Raw genomic sequence first — 17,351 nt, 5'->3', positions numbered from 1 at the left:
GCTTTGGGCGTTTGCCGTTATGATAGTGCCCCCCGCAGTCTGGATCGCGAATACGCCATGACCTTGCAGTATCAAACCATTGCCGATTGCGTCGGCAACACCCCGCTTGTGCGCCTGCAACGCATCGCGGGTAATACCAGCAATACCCTCCTGTTGAAGCTCGAAGGTAACAACCCGGCTGGCTCGGTAAAAGACCGCCCGGCGCTGTCGATGATTACCCGTGCCGAATTGCGCGGCCAGATCCACGCGGGTGACACCCTGATCGAAGCCACTTCCGGCAATACCGGCATCGCTCTGGCCATGGCCGCGGCGATCAAGGGTTACCGCATGATCCTGATCATGCCCGACAACTCCAGTGCTGAGCGCAAGGCCGCGATGACGGCTTATGGCGCAGAACTCATTCTGGTCAGCAAGGAAGAGGGCATGGAAGGCGCCCGCGATCTGGCTGAACGCATGCAGGCCGAAGGCCGTGGCAAGGTGCTCGATCAATTCGCCAACGGTGACAACCCTGAGGCGCATTACACCAGTACCGGCCCGGAAATCTGGCAGCAGACCGGTGGAACCATTACCCATTTCGTCAGTTCCATGGGCACCACGGGGACCATCATGGGTACCTCGCGCTACCTCAAGGAGCAGAACCCCGACGTGCAGATCGTCGGCCTGCAACCCATGGAAGGCGCTGCGATCCCCGGCATCCGCCGCTGGCCTCACGAATATCTGCCGCGCATCTATCAGGCTGATCGTGTCGATCGCATCATCGACATGGCCCAGCTTGAAGCCGAAGACACCATGCGCCGACTGGCCCGCGAGGAAGGCATCTTCTGTGGCGTTTCGTCCGGTGGTGCTGTGGCTGGCATGTTGCGCCTGTCTCTTGAAGTCGAAAATGCGGTCATGGTCGCAATCATCTGTGACCGTGGCGACCGTTACCTGTCGACCGGCGTCTACGACGCGCCCAACTGATGGCCAGGCAACCAAGAGGGCTGCGCTTCCAACCCGCTGGAGGCGTCAAGGCTGCGCAGATCCCTGCTGGCAAGAAACAGCGGCTGACCATCGAGCGCCTTTCCAGCGACGGACGCGGTATCGCCTTTCTCGACGGCAAGACCTGGTTTGTCGCGGGTAGCCTGGCGGGAGAGGAGGTCGAGGCGCGGGTGCTCAATGCCCATGGCAAGATTGTCGAAGCGCGCACCGAGCGAGTGTTGCAGGCCAGTGCCATGCGCCGTCCTGCGGCGTGCAAGCATTTTGGCCGTTGTGGTGGTTGCAGCGTGCAGCATGTGCCCCATGACGAGCAGCTTGCCCTGAAACAGCGCATGCTGGCCGAGCAGTTGCAACGGGTCGCCAGTGTCGAGCCGGACGAATGGGCCGCTCCACTTGCCGGTTCCGAGCTGGCCTACCGTCGTCGTGCGCGTATCGCCGTGCGCTGGGATGCCAAGGCCAGACGGCTGGATGTGGGCTTTCGTGCGGCAGCCAGTCAGGACATCGTCAGCATCGAGCATTGCCCGGTGCTGGTACAGGCCTTGCAACCGATCATGACGCAACTGCCTGCCTTGTTGAAAAGCTTCAGCAAGCCTCAGTCGCTGGGTCACGTTGAATTGTTCAGCGGCTCTTCCATTGCCGTGTTGCTGCGTCACACCGCGCCTCTGGCCGAGGGTGATCTGGCCATGCTGCAAGGGTTCTGCAAGGAGCATGACGCGCAACTCTGGCTGCATGGCGAAGGCGAGCCGCAACCGGCAGACCCGGAACAGGCATTGGGCTATCATCTTGATCCATGGAATCTGCAGTTGGCCTGGAGGCCGGGGGATTTCATTCAGGTCAACGCGGCGGTGAATACCGCGATGATCGAGCAGGCCTTGCAGTGGCTGGCACCCAATGCTGACGAGCGAGTGATGGATCTGTTCTGTGGCCTGGGCAACTTTGCCCTGCCGCTGGCCGGGATGGCGCAGGAGGTGGTTGCGGTCGAGGGGGTTGCGACCATGGTCGAGCGTGCCTCTGCCAATGCAATGAGTAATGATCTGCACAATGTCAGTTTTTTTCAGGCGGATCTTTCCCAGCCGCTGACACAAGCAAGCTGGGCCGCTGACGGGTTTTCTGCGGTACTCTTGGACCCACCGCGCGACGGGGCTTTTGAAGTGGTGCGCCAGATCAGGAAATCAGGCGCCAAACGGTTGGTTTATGTTTCATGCAACCCGGCAACTTTGGCTCGCGACACGGTCGAATTGGTCAATCAGGGCTACCGATTAAAACGTGCCGGAATTCTCGATATGTTTCCACAGACGGCCCATGTCGAGGCGATGGCTTTATTTGAAGCGAGTAAGTGAGCAGCGGTTCATTGGATCGAGTCAGCTGCTGACAGGGAATCTCGTTTAATCCGACTGGCCCGCGAATGCCGGTCCTTGCTTGCCCGGCAAGTGGCATTCGCTCAAGAAGGCTGGCGACTGATGGCGCTATTCATCGCGCCGTAGGGAAGGTAAGCAGCATGGTACAGGTGAGAGCGCACCAGCCGATAAACACAGACGGCAGTATCAACCTCGACGCATGGCTTGATCATATTGTCAGCGTCGATCTGGTCCTGGACCGGGAGGCCATGAAAGAGGCCTGCGAATTTGCCCGGCAAGCCGAGCAGAAGGACAACGCTTTAAAGAATCATTGGGCAGACGGTACTTCCAGTTTCCAGACCGGTCTGGAAATTGCGGAAATCCTGGCTGACCTCAAGCTCGATCAGGACTCCCTGATTGCAGCCGTCATCTATCGGGGTGTGCGCGAAGGCGTGATTCCCTTGCAGGATGTCGAACAGCGATTTGGCTCGACGGTCGCCAAGCTGATTGATGGCGTACTGCGCATGGCGGCGATCAGTGCCAGCCTCAGCCCTCGCCAGTCTCTGGTGCTGGGCAGTCAGGCGCAGGTGGAAAACCTGCGCAAGATGCTGGTGGCGATGGTCGATGACGTGCGCGTGGCCCTGATCAAGCTGGCCGAGCGTACCTGTGCGATTCGTGCGGTAAAGAATGCCGACGACGAAAAACGAAACCGCGTGGCCCGTGAAGTCTTCGACATCTATGCGCCTCTGGCCCATCGCCTGGGCATCGGTCATATCAAGTGGGAGCTGGAAGACCTGTCTTTCCGCTACCTTGAGCCTGAGCAATACAAGCAGATCGCCAAGCTGCTGCATGAGCGGCGCCTGGATCGCGAACGGTTCATCAGCGATGTGATGTCGCAACTGGAAAACGAACTGCTGGCCACTGGCGTCAAGGCCGATATCAGCGGGCGTGCCAAGCACATCTATTCCATCTGGCGCAAAATGCAGCGCAAGGGCCTGGCTTTCAGCCAGATCTATGACGTGCGTGCCGTTCGGGTGTTGGTCCCGGAAATGCGCGACTGCTACACCGCGCTGGGGATCGTGCATACCTTGTGGCGACACATTCCCAAGGAGTTCGACGATTACATCGCCAACCCCAAGGAAAACGGCTATCGCTCGTTGCACACCGCCGTCATCGGGCCGGAAGGCAAGGTGCTGGAAGTCCAGATCCGCACGCATTCCATGCACGAAGAGGCCGAACTGGGTGTTTGTGCGCACTGGCGCTACAAGGGCACCGACGTCAAATCCGGCTCCAATCACTACGAAGAGAAAATCTCCTGGCTGCGTCAGGTGCTGGAATGGCACGAAGAGCTGGGGGATATCGGCGGTCTGGCGGAGCAGTTACGGGTCGATATCGAGCCGGATCGCGTTTACGTCTTCACCCCGGACGGCCACGCCATCGACCTGCCCAAGGGCTCGACACCGCTGGACTTCGCTTATCGGGTACACACCGAGATCGGCCACAACTGCCGTGGCGCGAAGATCAATGGCCGGATCGTGCCGCTCAACTATAGCCTGCAGACCGGCGAGCAGGTCGAGATCATCACCAGCAAGCACGGGACCCCGAGCCGCGACTGGCTGAACTCGAACTTGGGTTACATCACCACGTCGCGGGCGCGGGCCAAGATTGTCCATTGGTTCAAGTTGCAGGCCCGTGACCAGAACGTTGCGGCGGGTAGAACCCTGCTTGAACGCGAGCTGGCACGTCTGGCGCTGTCACTGGTGGATTTCGAGAAGCTGGCGGACAAGGCCAACTACAAGACTGCCGAGGACATGTTCGCCGCCCTCGGTGCAGGCGACTTGCGTCTGGCGCAACTGGTCAACCTTGCCCAGCAGCAGGTCGAGCCTGAGCGTATCAACGATGTGGAGCTGATTCCGCGCAAGGCCACCGGCTACAAGCCGGGCAAGCGCGGCGACATTCAGATCCAGGGCGTCGGCAACCTGATGACGCAAATGGCCGGCTGCTGCCAGCCGCTGCCGGGGGACGCCATTGTCGGCTATATCACCCAGGGCCGCGGCGTGAGCATCCACCGTCAGGATTGTGCGTCGGTGCTGCAACTGAGCAGCCGCGAACCCGAGCGAATCATTCAGGTCAGTTGGGGGCCAGTGCCGGTGCTCACCTATCCGGTGGACATCATCATCCGCGCTTACGACCGCTCCGGGCTGCTGCGTGACGTCACCCAGGTCCTGCTCAACGAGCGGATCAACGTTCTGGCGGTCAACACCCGCTCGAACAAGGAAGACAACACCGCGCTCATGTCTCTGACCATCGAGATTCCGGGGCTGGATGCATTGGGTCGATTGCTGGGGCGTATTGCCCAGTTGCCGAACATCATCGAGACACGGCGTAACAGGACGCCGTAGTCGGCGTCAAGCTGCAAGTTTTAAGCTGCAAGCTCGTTTGTCTTCTAGCTTGCCGCTTGTAGCTTTCAGCTTTCAGCTGCGACTGTAAAGGAGCCCCATGCACTCAATCACCGATCTGCTCAATCTCATGTCCCGTCTGCGCGACCCGCAATACGGTTGTCCGTGGGATCTGAAGCAGACTTACGCCAGTATCGTGCCTCATACGCTGGAAGAAGCTTATGAAGTGGCCGATGCCATCGAGCAGGGCGATTTCGATCATCTTCCCGGTGAGTTGGGAGACCTGCTGTTTCAGGTGGTCTTCTATGCCCAGTTGGCGAAGGAGGAGGGCCGTTTCGAGTTTGAGGGTGTTGTAGACGGCATCGTCCGCAAGTTGCTGCGGCGTCATCCCCATGTGTTCCCGACCGGCGAGCTGTATGCGCCGCTGGAAACACCGCGCCTGACCGACGAAGAGGTCAATCGGCGCTGGGATGAGATCAAGGCTCAGGAGCGCGCCGAGAAGGCGGGTGCGCCCGAGCAGCTTTCGTTGCTCGACGATGTGCCCACGGCTTTGCCGGCGCTGTCCCGTGCGGTCAAACTGCAAAAGCGTGCTGCTCAGGTCGGTTTCGACTGGCCCGCCGCCTTGCCGGTGGTCGACAAGATTCGTGAAGAGCTCGATGAAGTACTTGAAGCCATGGCCGAGAACGACGCCCAGGGCATGGCCGAGGAAGTCGGCGATTTGCTGTTTGTGGTCGTCAATCTGGCCCGGCATCTTAAAGTTGACCCGGAAACTGCGCTACGCTCGGCCAATGGCAAATTCGACAGGCGCTTCCGATTTATTGAACAGGCATTGCATCATGCCGGGCGTCCCATCGAAGAGTGCTCTCTCGAAGAAATGGACGCTCTGTGGGGCGAAGCCAAACGTCAGGAAAAGAACGCGCCCGGCTGCGGCTGAGCGTGTGGTATCTGCATAAGCGAGTAGACAATGAGCCTTTCCCTTCGCGACCAGTTGCTCAAGGCAGGTCTGGTCAACCAAAAGCAGGCCAAGCAGGTCGGCAAAGAAAAGCAGAAAGAACAGCGTCTGGCGCACAAGGGCCAGATCCAGATCGATGACTCGCAAAAGCGTGCGGCCCAAGAGGCTCAGGCCGAAAAGGCCAGGCGCGACCAGGAGCTCAATCGTCAGCAGCAGGAGAAGGCCGAGGCCAAGGCCCGCACCGCGCAGATCAAGCAATTGATCGAAGTCTCGCGTCTGCCCAAGCTGACCACCGAGGATTACTACAACTTCGTCGATGACAAGAAGGTCAAGCGTATCTCGGTCAACGCCCTGATGCGCAACAAGCTGAGCAGCGGCTCGCTGGCCATCGTGCATCATGGCGGTGGTTACGAAATCATCCCCCGTGAAGCGGCTTTGAAGATTCAGGAGCGCGATCCGCGTCGTATCGTGTTGCTCAATACGCCAACCGAAGCCCCGGATGCCGACGATCCGTACGCGGCTTATCAGGTACCTGACGACCTGATGTGGTAAGGAACAAAACCCGCTTTTAGCGGGTTTTGTTTTTCTCTCGAATTTTAGTGAGTCCGCTGGTTTTCCTGCTCTTCCAGCTCCGCCTTGTAACGATAGGCGTCCGACTCTACGTGAAACATCCCGACCAACTGGTCTTGTTGGTAAACGTCCCAGATCTGAATGCCATCGGCAACGGCTTCATGAGAGAGGTGGGCTTCGTCACGCTCAGTAACTTTTACGGTCATATTGATAGCTCCTGACTCTAGAAACTGCGGCGATGTGTCGCAGGCCTCTTTTATAGAATCGGTTAGCTTGCTAAGTAAACAGGCAATTTTTGCGGTACTGGCCCATTGAACTTTTTGCGGGGCTGGAGGCTTTGAATGGCGGGGCTTTCAGGTTTTGCGAGGGGGAAATGAAGGATTCTTCATGAAGGGTTCACGAATGAATTCGCCCCTGCTGTAGGAGCGAATTCATTCGCGAAAGAGGCTTAGCTACCCTTCACAGCCTTGCCATTCACAGTACCGTCCAACAGCATGATGTTGTATTCCTTGCCGTCGGTTTCGACCTGTTGCAGGCGGACCAGCAGGTAGTCCCAATCCTTGGCGAACCACAGCACGGTGGTGCGCTTGCTTTGAGTCGGGTCACGTACGCGCTCGACCTTGATGGCATCGACCTGGCCTGCCTTGGTGGCGACCGTTTCCGAGCCCAGCACACGGAAGTCATAAGTATCGATTTCGTCACCATCGACGACCTGATAGCTCATGCTCTTCTTGCCGGCTGCCACGTCATGCTGCAGGGCCAGTTGGTAGGTGGACTTGTCGAGAACGCCACGGTTGAGCGGCAGCTTGATCGCGTCGCCACGGTCGCTGCCGGTCACGAACTTGGCGTTCCAGTCGAAGGCCAGATCAACCTTCTTGGATTTGCCCAGGCCGCTACGCTCGAAGTTGTAGGTCTGAGGCAGCATCACGTCCTTGTCGACTTTCAGCGTGCTGACTTCCGTCAGGCTGGCGATCATCATCGAGGCCTTGAAGTTGAGGGTCCAGGTGCCGTTGGGGCCGGCTTCCAGGCTGCGTTCGGCTGTACCGCTCATTGGAAGCTGTTTCCAGTCGGCGGTATAGCTTGCGGAGAAGGGTTGAAGATCTGCTGCATGTGCCGCAGGCAGTGCGAACAGAGCGAAAGCGAAGAGCAAGGCACGACGCATGGTATCTCCTAGTTTTGAATCAAGTGTCCGGTGGGCGGAAGCAGCTTGCCATCCAGTAATGAGCCTTCATCGCCAAGCCTCAATCGGCCTTCGGCGAACCAGCGTATGGCCAGCGGGTAAATCCGGTGTTCCTGAACATGGACTCGCTGCGCAAGTGTGGCTGGCGAATCCTGCAACTCTACCGAAATCACAGCCTGTACGACCAGTGGTCCGCCATCGAGTTCCTCGGTGACGAAATGCACGCTGCAGCCGTGTTCGGTGTCCCCGGCTTCCAGAGCCCGCTGATGGGTATGCAGGCCTTTGTAGCGAGGGAGCAGGGAAGGGTGGATATTGAGCAGGCGACCCTGGTAGTGACGAACGAAGTCCGCCGTCAGGATGCGCATGAATCCGGCCAGTACCACGAGCTGTGGCTTGAAGGTGTCGATCAGTTTCATCAGGGCGGTATCGAAGGCTTCGCGGCCTTCGTATGCCTTGTGATCCAGGACGCAGGCTTCGATACCTGCGTCTCTGGCGCGTTGCAGACCGAACGCATCGTCACGGTTGGAAATGACGGCCCGGATACGGACGGGGCTGGCCCCGTCCTTGAAACTGTCGATCATGGCTTGCAGGTTGCCACCGGTGCCGGAAAGCAGCACTACGACATCGCAGGTGGCAGACATCAATGCGCCTTGAGGTTCTTCAGCTCGACTTGTGCTGCGCCTTCGGCGGCGGTGGCGATCTGGCCGATGACCCAAGGCTGCTCGCCCGCTTCGCGCAGTACGTTCAGGGCGGTTTCAACGTGCTCCTGAGCAACGCAGATAACCATGCCGACGCCGCAGTTCAGGACGCGGTGCATTTCGTTTTCTTCGACGTTGCCTTGCTGCTGCAACCAGTCGAATACCGCAGGGCGTTGCCAGCTGGCAACGTCGACCACGGCTTGTGCGCCTTCCGGCAGTACACGCGGGATGTTGTCCAGCAGGCCGCCACCGGTGATGTGGGCCATGGCCTTGACCGCGCCGGTTTCCTTGATCAGCTTGAGCAGCGGCTTGACGTAGATGCGGGTTGGCGCCATCAGCAGGTCGGTCAGAGGCTTGCCGTCCAGCTGGATGTTTTCGATATCGGCACCTGCCACTTCGATGATCTTGCGGATCAGCGAGTAACCGTTGGAGTGCGGACCGGACGATGGCAGAGCGAGCAGGGCGTCACCGGCAACGACTTTCGAGCCGTCGATGATGTCGGCCTTTTCCACGACGCCGACGCAGAAGCCGGCCAGGTCGTAGTCTTCGCCTTCGTACATGCCAGGCATTTCGGCAGTTTCGCCGCCAACCAGCGAGCAGCCGGCCAGTTCACAGCCCGCGCCGATACCGGTCACGACCTGAGCCGCCGTGTCGACGTTGAGCTTGCCGGTGGCGTAGTAGTCGAGGAAGAACAGGGGCTCTGCACCGCAGACCACCAGATCGTTGACGCACATGGCGACCAGATCGATGCCGATGCTGTCGTGCTTGTTCAGGTTCAGGGCCAGACGCAGCTTGGTGCCTACGCCGTCGGTGCCGGAAACCAGAACCGGTTGTTTGTAGCCGGCTGGGATTTCGCAGAGGGCGCCGAAACCTCCCAGGCCGCCCATGACTTCCGGACGCTTGGTGCGCTTGGCGACGCTCTTGATGCGTTCGACCAATGCTTCACCGGCGTCGATGTCTACACCGGCGTCTTTGTAGCTCAGGGAGGGTTGCTTGCTCATAAAAATCCAGGCCTTTAGGGGGGATTCGGGGGTATCGACCGCTGCGGCGGGGCCGGTTCAAGGTTGCGCTTTCGCGCAGTGCCATTTCAGGCCGCCACCATCGCCAGTCTGCGAAGGCGCGCGATTTTATCAGGCTTGCTGCCCGTGAGCCATCCTTGGGCCGACGGGCAGGGGGGTATCAGGCAAAAATAAAATCCGGATCGGCGATTCAGGCCTTCCTTAATAAGCTGTAATTTTATGTGAATGATTGGCAAGGACCTGCTGTCTGAGGCATGTTGAGCATCTTTATACGGTCTCAACAGGCTATGTGAAAACTACTGCGCTCGGTCATGCTGCGTTGAAAACAGGCTCGGAATGCTCATTTACAACACGTAGACTCCGCTTCCTCGCCTGTTTTCGCCTTGCCTGACCTTCGCTCGCTACGTTTTCACACCGCCTGTAAATACCGTTTTTTCCGTTCGGGAACTGTCCATGCGTTTTTCTAGATTCCTTTTCGTCGGCTGCCTGTCCCTGTTCAGCCTGCCCGGCCTTGCCGAGACCGTGAGCAATTTGTATCAAGTGCGTGAAACTGTCAGCGGCCAGTCGCCCGAGGAGCGTACCCGCGCGACTCAGGCTGCCCTTGAAACACTGGTAGTGCGCCTGACCGGCGATACCAAGGCTGCCCAGGGTTCGGCCTTGGCCGAGTTGCGCAAGGATCCGCAACAGATCATCAGCCAGTACGGCTATGAAGCCGGCCCGCCTGAAACCCTGCTGGTGGATTTCGATCCGGCCACTACCGACCGTTCCCTGCGTCAGGCCGGCCTGTCGATATGGGGCAGCAATCGCCCGTCGATCCTGGGCTGGTGGCTGCTGGACTCCACCGAAGGTTCCAATCTGGTCGGCGATGGCCAGACTTCTGCCGAGCCCCTGCGCCGTGCAGCCCAGCATCGTGGCATGCCTTTGCGTCTGCCGCTGGCTGACCTGAGCGAGCAGGGCATTGGTACGGCGCAGCATCTTGAAAGCAACGATGTCACGCCGTTGAAAGAAGCTTCCGAGCGTTATGGCGCCGACGCCATTCTTGCCGTGCATGCCAAGGAAGAGGCCGGACAATGGCAGGGCAAGTGGCGGTTGTGGCTGGGTGATCAGCGCGAGCAGGGCACCGCCACCGGCGCCAATCCAGAAGCGTTGGCCGATTCCGTTCTTCTGGCAGTGAGCCAGCGTCTGGCGCCACGCTTTGTGGCCAAGCCGGGGGCGTCCACCGGGCTGGTATTCCAGGTGCAAGGCATGACGCTGGAGCGTTATGCACAATTGCTTAATCTGCTTGAACCCTTTGGCGCCAGGCTCCAGTCGGTCGAGGCTGATCGCGTGACTTTTGAAGTCACGAGCAGCCCGGAGCAGCTACGCTCGCAATTGTCCCTGGCAAAATTGCAGGAAGTGCCTGCCAGCGAAGCTGCGACCGCTACCACTGCGCCAACTGCTCCAGCCGCGCCAGTCGATGCCGGTGCGCCGCCTGCTCCTTCTGCCGGCGCGCCAACGATTGTCCCGGTGTCTGCACCGCAACTGTATTTCCGTTGGTAGCCTGGCAAAGAGTGCCGGAGTACGTTTTTTCCTGGGGTTGGGGTCATTGATGACTGATACAAGGCGTTGGTACTTGCTTGGCGGGATTGCTCTGCTGGCTGCGTTCATATTTATGCTGCATCCGATTCTGATGCCGTTTCTGGTAGCGCTGCTGCTGGCCTATATGGGTGATCCGCTGGTTGATCGTCTTGAAAGGTTAGGGATGTCGAGAACGCTGGGGGTGGTGGCGGTATTCGGTCTGTTCACGCTGGTGCTGATGGCGCTGCTGCTGGTTCTGGTGCCGATGCTGGCCAAGCAGTTGTTCCGTCTTTATGAGCTGGCCCCGCAGATTCTCGACTGGTTGCAGCATACGGCTTTGCCGTGGGTGCAAGCCAAGTTCGGCTTGTCTGACGGTTTCTGGAAGTTCGACAAGGTCAAGACGGCAATTTCCGAGCACATGGGCAAGGCGGGGGATATCGTCAGCGTGGTGTTGTCGCAAGCCACGGCATCGAGCCTTGCGCTGATCGGCTGGCTGACCAATCTGGTGCTGATCCCGGTGGTGTGTTTCTACCTGCTGCGTGACTGGGACCTGATGATGGGCAAGGTCCGTGGCCTGCTGCCTCGCCATCGTGAGGATCAGGTCGTGAAACTGGCCGGCGAATGCCATGAGGTGCTGGGTGCGTTCATTCGTGGCCAGTTGCTGGTGATGGTCGGTCTGGGGGTGATCTATGCGGCTGGCCTTATGCTGGTCGGTCTTGAGCTTGGGCTTCTGATCGGCGTGATCGCTGGGCTTGCGGCCATCGTGCCTTATATGGGCTTTGTGATCGGTATCGGTGCTGCACTGGTTGCCGGGTTGTTCCAGTTCGGCGGCGAGCTGTATCCGCTGCTGGGCATCGTTGCCGTGTTCATGATTGGCCAGATGCTCGAAGGTATGGTGCTCACGCCGTTGCTGGTGGGCGACCGGATCGGTCTGCATCCGGTGGCAGTGATCTTTGCGATTCTGGCCGGTGGCGAGCTATTCGGTTTTACCGGCATTCTGCTGGCGTTGCCGGTAGCGGCAGTGATCATGGTGCTGGTGCGTCATATTCATGACATTTATAAGAGCTCCGAAGTCTACGGCGGCATGGAAGACCCTGATCTATAGAGCTTTGTCGTTCTCCTGAATCCGGCGCTCAGACATTTTCGCCAACAGGGTCATGCAGGCCCGGTTGGCGAAGGTTTGTAGCGCCAAAGCGCAAGTCTTTGATTTTGCTTGGGGTATGGCGCATTGTGCCGTCGCCGTCACGGGTATAAACTTTGCGCACTTTCCCAGAGGCCCTTAGCGGTTCGCCTGAACCGTGTCAGCCAGCATGAAACCGATTCAGCTGCCCCTGAGTGTTCGTCTGCGTGATGACGCCACTTTCATCAATTACTATCCCGGCGCCAATGCTGCGGCACTCGGCTATGTCGAGCGCCTGTGCGAGGCCGATGCGGGGTGGACGGAAAGCCTGATCTATCTGTGGGGCAAGGATGGCGTGGGTCGTACGCACTTGCTTCAGGCCGCGTGCCTGCGCTTCGAGCAGATGGGTGAGCCTTCGGTGTATCTGCCTCTGGCCGAAGTGATCGATGAAGGCGTCGAGCTGTTCGATCACCTTGAACAGTACGAGCTGGTTTGCCTGGACGACCTGCAAGCGGTAGTGGGCAAGCCGGAGTGGGAAGAAGCGTTGTTTCATCTGTTCAACCGTTTGCGTGACAGCGGGCGTCGCCTGCTGATCGCCGCCTCCCAGTCGCCACGCGAGTTGCCGGTCAAGCTGCCTGACCTCAAATCCCGACTGACCATGGCGCTGGTGTTCCAGATGCGCCCTCTGTCCGATGAGGACAAGCTGCGCGCCCTGCAACTGCGTGCTTCCCGTCGCGGCCTGCACCTGACCGACGAAGTCGGGCATTTCATCCTCACCCGCGGCACGCGCAGCATGAGCGCCTTGTTCGAGTTGCTGGAGCGTCTTGATCAGGCCTCTCTTCAGGAAAAGCGCAAGCTGACCATTCCCTTCTTGAAGGAAACCCTGGGTTGGTAGATCAGACCTTGCTGATGCAGACGGCGGCAGCACTGCGCCATGCTCAGCGGATCCTGGTGATTACCGGCGCGGGGCTTTCGGCTGATTCGGGTCTGCCGACCTATCGCGGTGTTGGCGGGCTGTATAACGGCAAGACCGATGATGGCCTGCCGATCGAGGTGGCCTTGTCGGGGCCGATGCTGCGCCGTGATCCCGAACTGTGCTGGAAGTACATTGCCGAGCTGGGCAAGGCCTGTCTTGGCGGGCAGCCCAATGCTGCGCATTACGCCATTGCTCAATTGCAGAGGATCAAGCCCGAATGCTGGGTGCTGACCCAGAACGTCGATGGCTATCATCGCGCCGCAGGCAGCCCGCCTGAGCGCCTGATCGAGATCCACGGGCAAATGGCTCCACTTTTTTGCCAGGCCTGTGGCGAAAAAGACCCTCATTTGAGTGAACACCTGCAACGTCCGTTGCCGCCCTTGTGCGAGAAATGTAGTGGCGTTTTGCGACCGTCCGTCGTGCTGTTTCAGGAGATGTTGCCGGAGCAAGCTCTTGAAACACTTTATGAGGAGATGGCCAAAGGCTTTGATGCAGTGCTGAGCATCGGCACCACCGCCAGCTTCCCCTATATCCACGAACCTGTGCTGCGCACCCGTATTTGCGGGGGATTCACCGCAGAAATCAATCCGGCGGCCACCGATCACAGCGCGCAGATGGACGTTTTTCTGAAGTGCCGAGCGGCACATGTCATGGAAAAACTCATAAGTCACATTTGATTCGATTGAATTTGCAAATCATCTTGATAGCGGGCATAGTCTCGCCTTCTTAACAGTTCAGCCACGGTCGTGCCCATGCAAGTAGTTCGCTTCGCACCCCTCGTGCCCCTCGCACTCGTTACTTTTTTGTTTGGTTGCTCTGCCAATTTACCGGTATCTCAAGAGCAACAACCGCAGTACACGAATTCCACCAGCTCGCAGTCTGCTGCTCGCCGTGCAGACGCAGCCATGTTGCAGGAAGAACTCGCCACCGAAGACGAACTGGCCGGTTTTGCTGACAACAAGCCTTACCAGTTGCCGGTTCTGGCCGACAGCATCCTTGAGCGTGGCAAGTCCCTGATCGGTACGCGCTACCGTTTCGGTGGTTCTTCGACCACTTCGGGTTTCGATTGCAGCGGTTTCATCGGTTATCTGTTCCGCGAAGAGGCTGGCATGAGCCTGCCGCGTTCCACTCGCGAAATGATCAACGTGAATGCGCCTCTGGTTTCGCGTAATGACCTCAAGCCCGGTGATCTGCTGTTCTTCAGCACCCGTGGTCGTGGTCGTGTGAGCCACGCAGCCATTTACCTGGGTGACGATCAGTTCATCCATTCCAGTAGCCGCCGCAGTGGTGGTGTGCGCATCGACAGCCTCGATGACGCTTACTGGAGCAAGACCTTCATCGAAGCCAAGCGTGCTCTGGCAATGGCTCCTTCCAGTGAGCCAGCCCAGACCACTGCAATGACATCGACTACAATCAAGCGCCATAAATGATGTGATACGCAGACAGGCATGAGCCTGTCTGCCTTTTTCGATTCTCGGCAGCGTAGGCCGCATCCAGATCAGGTTGTTGTGGTTATGTCGATTACGTTACGTCTGGCGGTCATCTCCATCGCTGCGTTGCTGGGTGCTTGTGCCAGCTCGCCACCTCCTCAGTCCCGTGTCGTTCAACGCCCGGTGCTTTCTGCTCCCCCGCAAGTTCTCTCCCAGGCTGCCGAAGACGTACTGTTCCGTGCGCTTGGGCTGGTCGGCACGCCTTATCGCTGGGGTGGCAACACGCCGGATTCGGGGTTCGATTGCAGTGGCCTGATCGGCTATGTGTATCGTGACGCGGCGGGTATCTCGTTGCCGCGCTCCACCCGCGACATGATCGTGATGGGTGCGCCGAATGTCGGGCGTGAACAACTGCAATCCGGTGATCTGGTGTTCTTCGCAACATCGGGTGGCTCGCAGGTTTCCCATGCGGGCATCTATGTCGGAGAGGGGCGCTTCGTGCATGCCCCGGCGACCGGTGGCACGGTGAAGCTGGACAGCCTGGACAAGCCGTATTGGCAAAAGGCCTATCTCAACGCCAAGCGCGTGATCCAGCCCTCGAACCTGGCGCAGAACGCACAGCTGCATAATTAACACCCGCGTAGGAGCGAATTCATTCGCGAGACGTCATTGAAGGCCTATACATTTTCTTCGGATGTACAGGCCTCTCGCGAATAAATTCGCTCCTACCCAGCCTGTTTTCAACGCGGCATGACCGAGCGCAGAGCCTCTACCGGGGCGTGGGTCATTTCACTGACGTCACTCGCCAGATCTTGTTGCCCACGTCATCCGCTACCAACAATCCGCCATGCTGGTCATTGACCACACCCACCGGGCGCCCCTGGGCTTTTTCGTCTGCACTCAGGAAGCCGGTCAGTACATCCACTGGTGCGCCAGTGGGTTTGCCGCCGCTGAAGGGGATGAACACCACTTTATAGCCGCTGTGTGGCTTGCGATTCCATGAGCCGTGCTGGCCGATGAACAGGCCTTCGTTGAACGGCGCCGCCAGTGTCTTGCCATCGGCGAACACCAGCCCCAGCGATGCCGTGTGCGGGCCGACCGCGTAATCCGGGGAGATGGCCTTGGCGACCAGTTCCGGTTTCTGGGGTTTGACCCGCACATCTACATTCTGGCCGTAATAGCTGTAGGGCCAGCCATAGAAGCCGCCATCCTGCACCGAGGTGACGTAGTCAGGCACCAGATCGCTGCCGATCTCGTCGCGCTCGTTGACGGCTGTCCACAACTTGCCGGTGTGTGGTTCCCAGTCCATGCCATTGGGGTTGCGCAGGCCCGAGGCGAAAATCCGGTGTTGGCCGGTGGCAGCGTCCACTTCCCAGATCGCGGCGCGGCCTTCTTCCTGATCCATGCCGTTTTCGCCCACATTGCTGTTGGAGCCGACAGTGACGTACAGCTTGCTGCCGTCCTTGCTGGCGATCACGTTCTTGGTCCAGTGATGGTTGAGCGTGCCGCCAGGCAAGTCGACGACCTTGGTCGGCTGGGCGTTGATGGAGGTCTGGCCGGTTTCATAGGGGAAGCTGATCAGGCGGTCGGTGTCGGCTATATAGAGCTTGTTGCCCACCAGCGTCATGCCGAAGGGCGAGTTGAGGTTTTGCAGAAAGACCGTGCGCGTTTCGGCCACGCCGTCGTGGTCTTTGTCGCGTAGCAGGGTGATTCGGTTGGCGCTGGGTACGCCAGCCCCGGCACGGTTCATGACCTTTTCCATGACCCAGCCGCGTATGCCTTTGGAGTCGTCAGGTTTGGGCGGCGCATTGGTTTCCGCGACCAGCACGTCGCCATTGGGTAGTACGTATAGCCAGCGCGGGTGATCCAGCCCTTCGGCAAACGCCGCGACCTGAGTGCCGGGCGCTGCGACCGGTTTGGCGTTCTTTTCCCAGCCCACGGCGGGCGCGATATTGACGGTGGGGATCAGGGTCTTGTTCGGCTCGGGCAGCCTGGGCGAAGGGCCGGTGCCATCCGAGACTTGCAGTGTCGAGGACTCGCCGCAGGCTACAAGGCCCCCGGCAACCAGAAGCAGCAAGGCAAGCTGCGGTTTAAGTGTGAACATGCCGATCTCCATAACGGTCAGTGGTCAGTTAAAAGATAGGAGATACCTGCACTGTCGAGGTTCAATCCTGTTGTGTCGATTGACGCTCCCACCCCAACCCTCTACCCTTCGCGGCTTGTTTCAGGTGCTTTGCAGTCCTCGATTGGCAAAGTGAAACAGGGAAGCCGGTGAGGAGGCATTGCAACTCCGATCCCGGCGCTGCCCCCGCAACGGTAAATGAGTCAAGACTGCGCTCGATGCCACTGTGTCCCAGGACACGGGAAGGCGCGCAGGTCAGGCAGATGCCTGCTCATGAGCCCGGAGACCGGCCTGATCCACTCAACAGCATCACGGCGGGCGATGCTCTGCGCAGGGCTTTGCCGTGCTGTCTGATGCTGTCCTTCCGTCTGCTTTCGCGTGTCCTCAAGCGGAGAGCTGAGATGAACGAATCCCCCGAACGTGACGAACGTCATCTGGCGCGCATGCTGCGCAAGAAGGCGGTAATTGACGAGCGTATTGCCAACGCTCCCAACGAGTGTGGCTTGCTGCTGGTATTGACCGGCAATGGCAAGGGTAAAAGCAGCTCTGCATTCGGCATGCTCGCCCGGGCCATGGGGCACGACATGCAGTGCGGCGTGGTGCAGTTCATCAAAGGCCGCAACAGCACCGGCGAAGAACTGTTCTTCCGGCGTTTCCCCGAGCAGGTGCGTTACCACGTGATGGGCGAGGGTTTCACCTGGGAAACCCAGGATCGTCAGCGTGATATCGCTGCCGCTGAAGCCGCCTGGGAAGTTTCCCGTGAAATGCTTCGCGACCCGAGCATCGGGCTGGTGATCCTCGATGAGCTGAATATCGCCCTCAAGCACGGCTATCTGGATCTGGAACAAGTACTGAGTGACCTGCAAGCCCGTCCACCGATGCAGCATGTGGTGGTGACCGGCCGTGGCGCCAAACCCGAATTGATCGATCTGTCCGATACCGTTTCCGAGATCGGCGTAGTCAAGCATGCGTTCCAGGCCGGAATTCGTGCGCAAAAAGGCATCGAGTTGTGAGTA

The 17,351-nt window shown here is 59.2% G+C and carries 17 protein-coding genes and 1 riboswitch; of the genes, 12 read left to right on the top strand and 5 right to left on the bottom strand.

The annotated features are described in order from the left end of the window. Positions 1 to 57 precede the first annotated feature (57 nt). The 5 genes from cysM to ACODS3_RS17605 all read left to right on the top strand — a co-directional run bounded on the left by cysM (position 58) and on the right by ACODS3_RS17605 (position 6,215). Positions 58 to 960, top strand: coding sequence for a cysteine synthase CysM (gene cysM, locus ACODS3_RS17625; RefSeq protein WP_200999978.1), 903 nt, complete (start codon positions 58 to 60; stop codon positions 958 to 960). Further along, positions 960 to 2,315 (top strand): 23S rRNA (uracil(1939)-C(5))-methyltransferase RlmD, encoded by a 1,356-nt coding sequence (gene rlmD / locus ACODS3_RS17620; protein ID WP_489035489.1) that lies wholly within the window; start codon positions 960 to 962, stop codon positions 2,313 to 2,315. Before cysM ends, rlmD begins: the two co-directional genes overlap by 1 nt. 158 nt (positions 2,316 to 2,473) lie before the next feature. Then, positions 2,474 to 4,714 carry a GTP diphosphokinase gene (gene relA, locus ACODS3_RS17615; protein ID WP_201017256.1) on the top strand — a complete coding sequence of 747 codons (2,241 nt, stop codon included), beginning with the start codon at positions 2,474 to 2,476 and terminating at the stop codon, positions 4,712 to 4,714. Positions 4,715 to 4,811: 97 nt separating this feature from the next. Next, positions 4,812 to 5,645, top strand: coding sequence for a nucleoside triphosphate pyrophosphohydrolase (gene mazG / locus ACODS3_RS17610; RefSeq protein WP_489035487.1), 834 nt, complete (start codon positions 4,812 to 4,814; stop codon positions 5,643 to 5,645). Positions 5,646 to 5,675: 30 nt separating this feature from the next. Beyond that, complete coding sequence (locus ACODS3_RS17605; RefSeq protein WP_201017254.1) at positions 5,676 to 6,215, top strand: DUF2058 domain-containing protein; 540 nt, start codon at positions 5,676 to 5,678, stop codon at positions 6,213 to 6,215. A 44-nt stretch (positions 6,216 to 6,259) separates the two neighbouring features. Here the strand turns inward: ACODS3_RS17605 and ACODS3_RS17600 are convergent, their stop codons facing one another. The 4 genes from ACODS3_RS17600 to purM form a co-directional block, all read right to left on the bottom strand. Next, entirely contained in the window at positions 6,260 to 6,439 is a 180-nt protein-coding gene (locus ACODS3_RS17600) for a hypothetical protein (RefSeq protein WP_200999973.1), read from the bottom strand. A 242-nt stretch (positions 6,440 to 6,681) separates the two neighbouring features. Then, the gene (locus tag ACODS3_RS17595) at positions 6,682 to 7,395 is read right to left on the bottom strand and encodes a DUF3108 domain-containing protein (protein ID WP_201017253.1); all 714 of its coding nucleotides are present in this window, start codon (positions 7,393 to 7,395) and stop codon (positions 6,682 to 6,684) included. Positions 7,396 to 7,403: 8 nt separating this feature from the next. After that, positions 7,404 to 8,054: a phosphoribosylglycinamide formyltransferase gene (purN, locus tag ACODS3_RS17590; RefSeq protein WP_200999971.1), complete on the bottom strand. Its 651-nt coding sequence runs from the start codon at positions 8,052 to 8,054 to the stop codon at positions 7,404 to 7,406. Further along, positions 8,054 to 9,112, bottom strand: a complete 1,059-nt coding sequence (gene purM, locus ACODS3_RS17585) for a phosphoribosylformylglycinamidine cyclo-ligase (RefSeq protein WP_117185134.1) — start codon at positions 9,110 to 9,112, stop codon at positions 8,054 to 8,056. The genes purN and purM overlap by 1 nt, the downstream gene beginning before the upstream one ends. Positions 9,113 to 9,583: 471 nt before the next feature. Here purM and ACODS3_RS17580 point away from each other — a divergent pair, with 471 nt between their 5' ends. The 6 genes from ACODS3_RS17580 to ACODS3_RS17555 all read left to right on the top strand — a co-directional run bounded on the left by ACODS3_RS17580 (position 9,584) and on the right by ACODS3_RS17555 (position 14,846). Beyond that, positions 9,584 to 10,669, top strand: coding sequence for a DUF2066 domain-containing protein (locus ACODS3_RS17580; RefSeq protein WP_201017252.1), 1,086 nt, complete (start codon positions 9,584 to 9,586; stop codon positions 10,667 to 10,669). A gap of 49 nt (positions 10,670 to 10,718) precedes the next feature. Next, complete coding sequence (locus ACODS3_RS17575; protein WP_201017251.1) at positions 10,719 to 11,792, top strand: AI-2E family transporter; 1,074 nt, start codon at positions 10,719 to 10,721, stop codon at positions 11,790 to 11,792. 205 nt (positions 11,793 to 11,997) lie between these two features. Further along, positions 11,998 to 12,702, top strand: a complete 705-nt coding sequence (gene hda / locus ACODS3_RS17570) for a DnaA regulatory inactivator Hda (RefSeq protein WP_200999968.1) — start codon at positions 11,998 to 12,000, stop codon at positions 12,700 to 12,702. Beyond that, positions 12,696 to 13,460 carry an NAD-dependent deacylase gene (locus ACODS3_RS17565; protein ID WP_489035483.1) on the top strand — a complete coding sequence of 255 codons (765 nt, stop codon included), beginning with the start codon at positions 12,696 to 12,698 and terminating at the stop codon, positions 13,458 to 13,460. Before hda ends, ACODS3_RS17565 begins: the two co-directional genes overlap by 7 nt. Before the next feature lie 75 nt (positions 13,461 to 13,535). Continuing rightward, complete coding sequence (locus ACODS3_RS17560) at positions 13,536 to 14,213, top strand: C40 family peptidase (protein ID WP_304574404.1); 678 nt, start codon at positions 13,536 to 13,538, stop codon at positions 14,211 to 14,213. An 84-nt stretch (positions 14,214 to 14,297) separates the two neighbouring features. Next, positions 14,298 to 14,846: a C40 family peptidase gene (locus tag ACODS3_RS17555; protein ID WP_200999965.1), complete on the top strand. Its 549-nt coding sequence runs from the start codon at positions 14,298 to 14,300 to the stop codon at positions 14,844 to 14,846. A gap of 151 nt (positions 14,847 to 14,997) precedes the next feature. On the opposite strand, the gene ACODS3_RS17550 is transcribed toward ACODS3_RS17555, so the two are convergent. Then, the gene (locus tag ACODS3_RS17550) at positions 14,998 to 16,317 is read right to left on the bottom strand and encodes a PQQ-dependent sugar dehydrogenase (protein WP_489035480.1); all 1,320 of its coding nucleotides are present in this window, start codon (positions 16,315 to 16,317) and stop codon (positions 14,998 to 15,000) included. 105 nt (positions 16,318 to 16,422) lie between these two features. After that, positions 16,423 to 16,644: riboswitch (cobalamin riboswitch) on the top strand. Between the two features lie 92 nt (positions 16,645 to 16,736). Here ACODS3_RS17550 and cobO point away from each other — a divergent pair. Then, on the top strand, positions 16,737 to 17,348 hold the full coding sequence (gene cobO / locus ACODS3_RS17545; protein WP_200999963.1) for a cob(I)yrinic acid a,c-diamide adenosyltransferase: 612 nt from the start codon (positions 16,737 to 16,739) through the stop codon (positions 17,346 to 17,348). The last annotated feature ends 3 nt before the right edge of the window (positions 17,349 to 17,351 follow it).

It is taken from the genome of Pseudomonas sp. FG43, from assembly GCF_057809175.1.
The sequence above is the reverse complement of the archived record's forward strand: the minus strand, read 5'-3'. Positions and strand labels throughout refer to the sequence as shown.

Coding starts and splice junctions, on each gene's coding strand:
- cysM (WP_200999978.1), top strand. CDS start 58: ATGACCTTGCAGTATCAAACCATTGCCGATTGCGTCGGCAACACCCCG.
- rlmD (WP_489035489.1), top strand. CDS start 960: ATGGCCAGGCAACCAAGAGGGCTGCGCTTCCAACCCGCTGGAGGCGTC.
- relA (WP_201017256.1), top strand. CDS start 2,474: ATGGTACAGGTGAGAGCGCACCAGCCGATAAACACAGACGGCAGTATC.
- mazG (WP_489035487.1), top strand. CDS start 4,812: ATGCACTCAATCACCGATCTGCTCAATCTCATGTCCCGTCTGCGCGAC.
- ACODS3_RS17605 (WP_201017254.1), top strand. CDS start 5,676: ATGAGCCTTTCCCTTCGCGACCAGTTGCTCAAGGCAGGTCTGGTCAAC.
- ACODS3_RS17600 (WP_200999973.1), bottom strand. CDS start 6,439: ATGACCGTAAAAGTTACTGAGCGTGACGAAGCCCACCTCTCTCATGAA.
- ACODS3_RS17595 (WP_201017253.1), bottom strand. CDS start 7,395: ATGCGTCGTGCCTTGCTCTTCGCTTTCGCTCTGTTCGCACTGCCTGCG.
- purN (WP_200999971.1), bottom strand. CDS start 8,054: ATGTCTGCCACCTGCGATGTCGTAGTGCTGCTTTCCGGCACCGGTGGC.
- purM (WP_117185134.1), bottom strand. CDS start 9,112: ATGAGCAAGCAACCCTCCCTGAGCTACAAAGACGCCGGTGTAGACATC.
- ACODS3_RS17580 (WP_201017252.1), top strand. CDS start 9,584: ATGCGTTTTTCTAGATTCCTTTTCGTCGGCTGCCTGTCCCTGTTCAGC.
- ACODS3_RS17575 (WP_201017251.1), top strand. CDS start 10,719: ATGACTGATACAAGGCGTTGGTACTTGCTTGGCGGGATTGCTCTGCTG.
- hda (WP_200999968.1), top strand. CDS start 11,998: ATGAAACCGATTCAGCTGCCCCTGAGTGTTCGTCTGCGTGATGACGCC.
- ACODS3_RS17560 (WP_304574404.1), top strand. CDS start 13,536: ATGCAAGTAGTTCGCTTCGCACCCCTCGTGCCCCTCGCACTCGTTACT.
- ACODS3_RS17555 (WP_200999965.1), top strand. CDS start 14,298: ATGTCGATTACGTTACGTCTGGCGGTCATCTCCATCGCTGCGTTGCTG.
- ACODS3_RS17550 (WP_489035480.1), bottom strand. CDS start 16,317: ATGTTCACACTTAAACCGCAGCTTGCCTTGCTGCTTCTGGTTGCCGGG.
- cobO (WP_200999963.1), top strand. CDS start 16,737: ATGAACGAATCCCCCGAACGTGACGAACGTCATCTGGCGCGCATGCTG.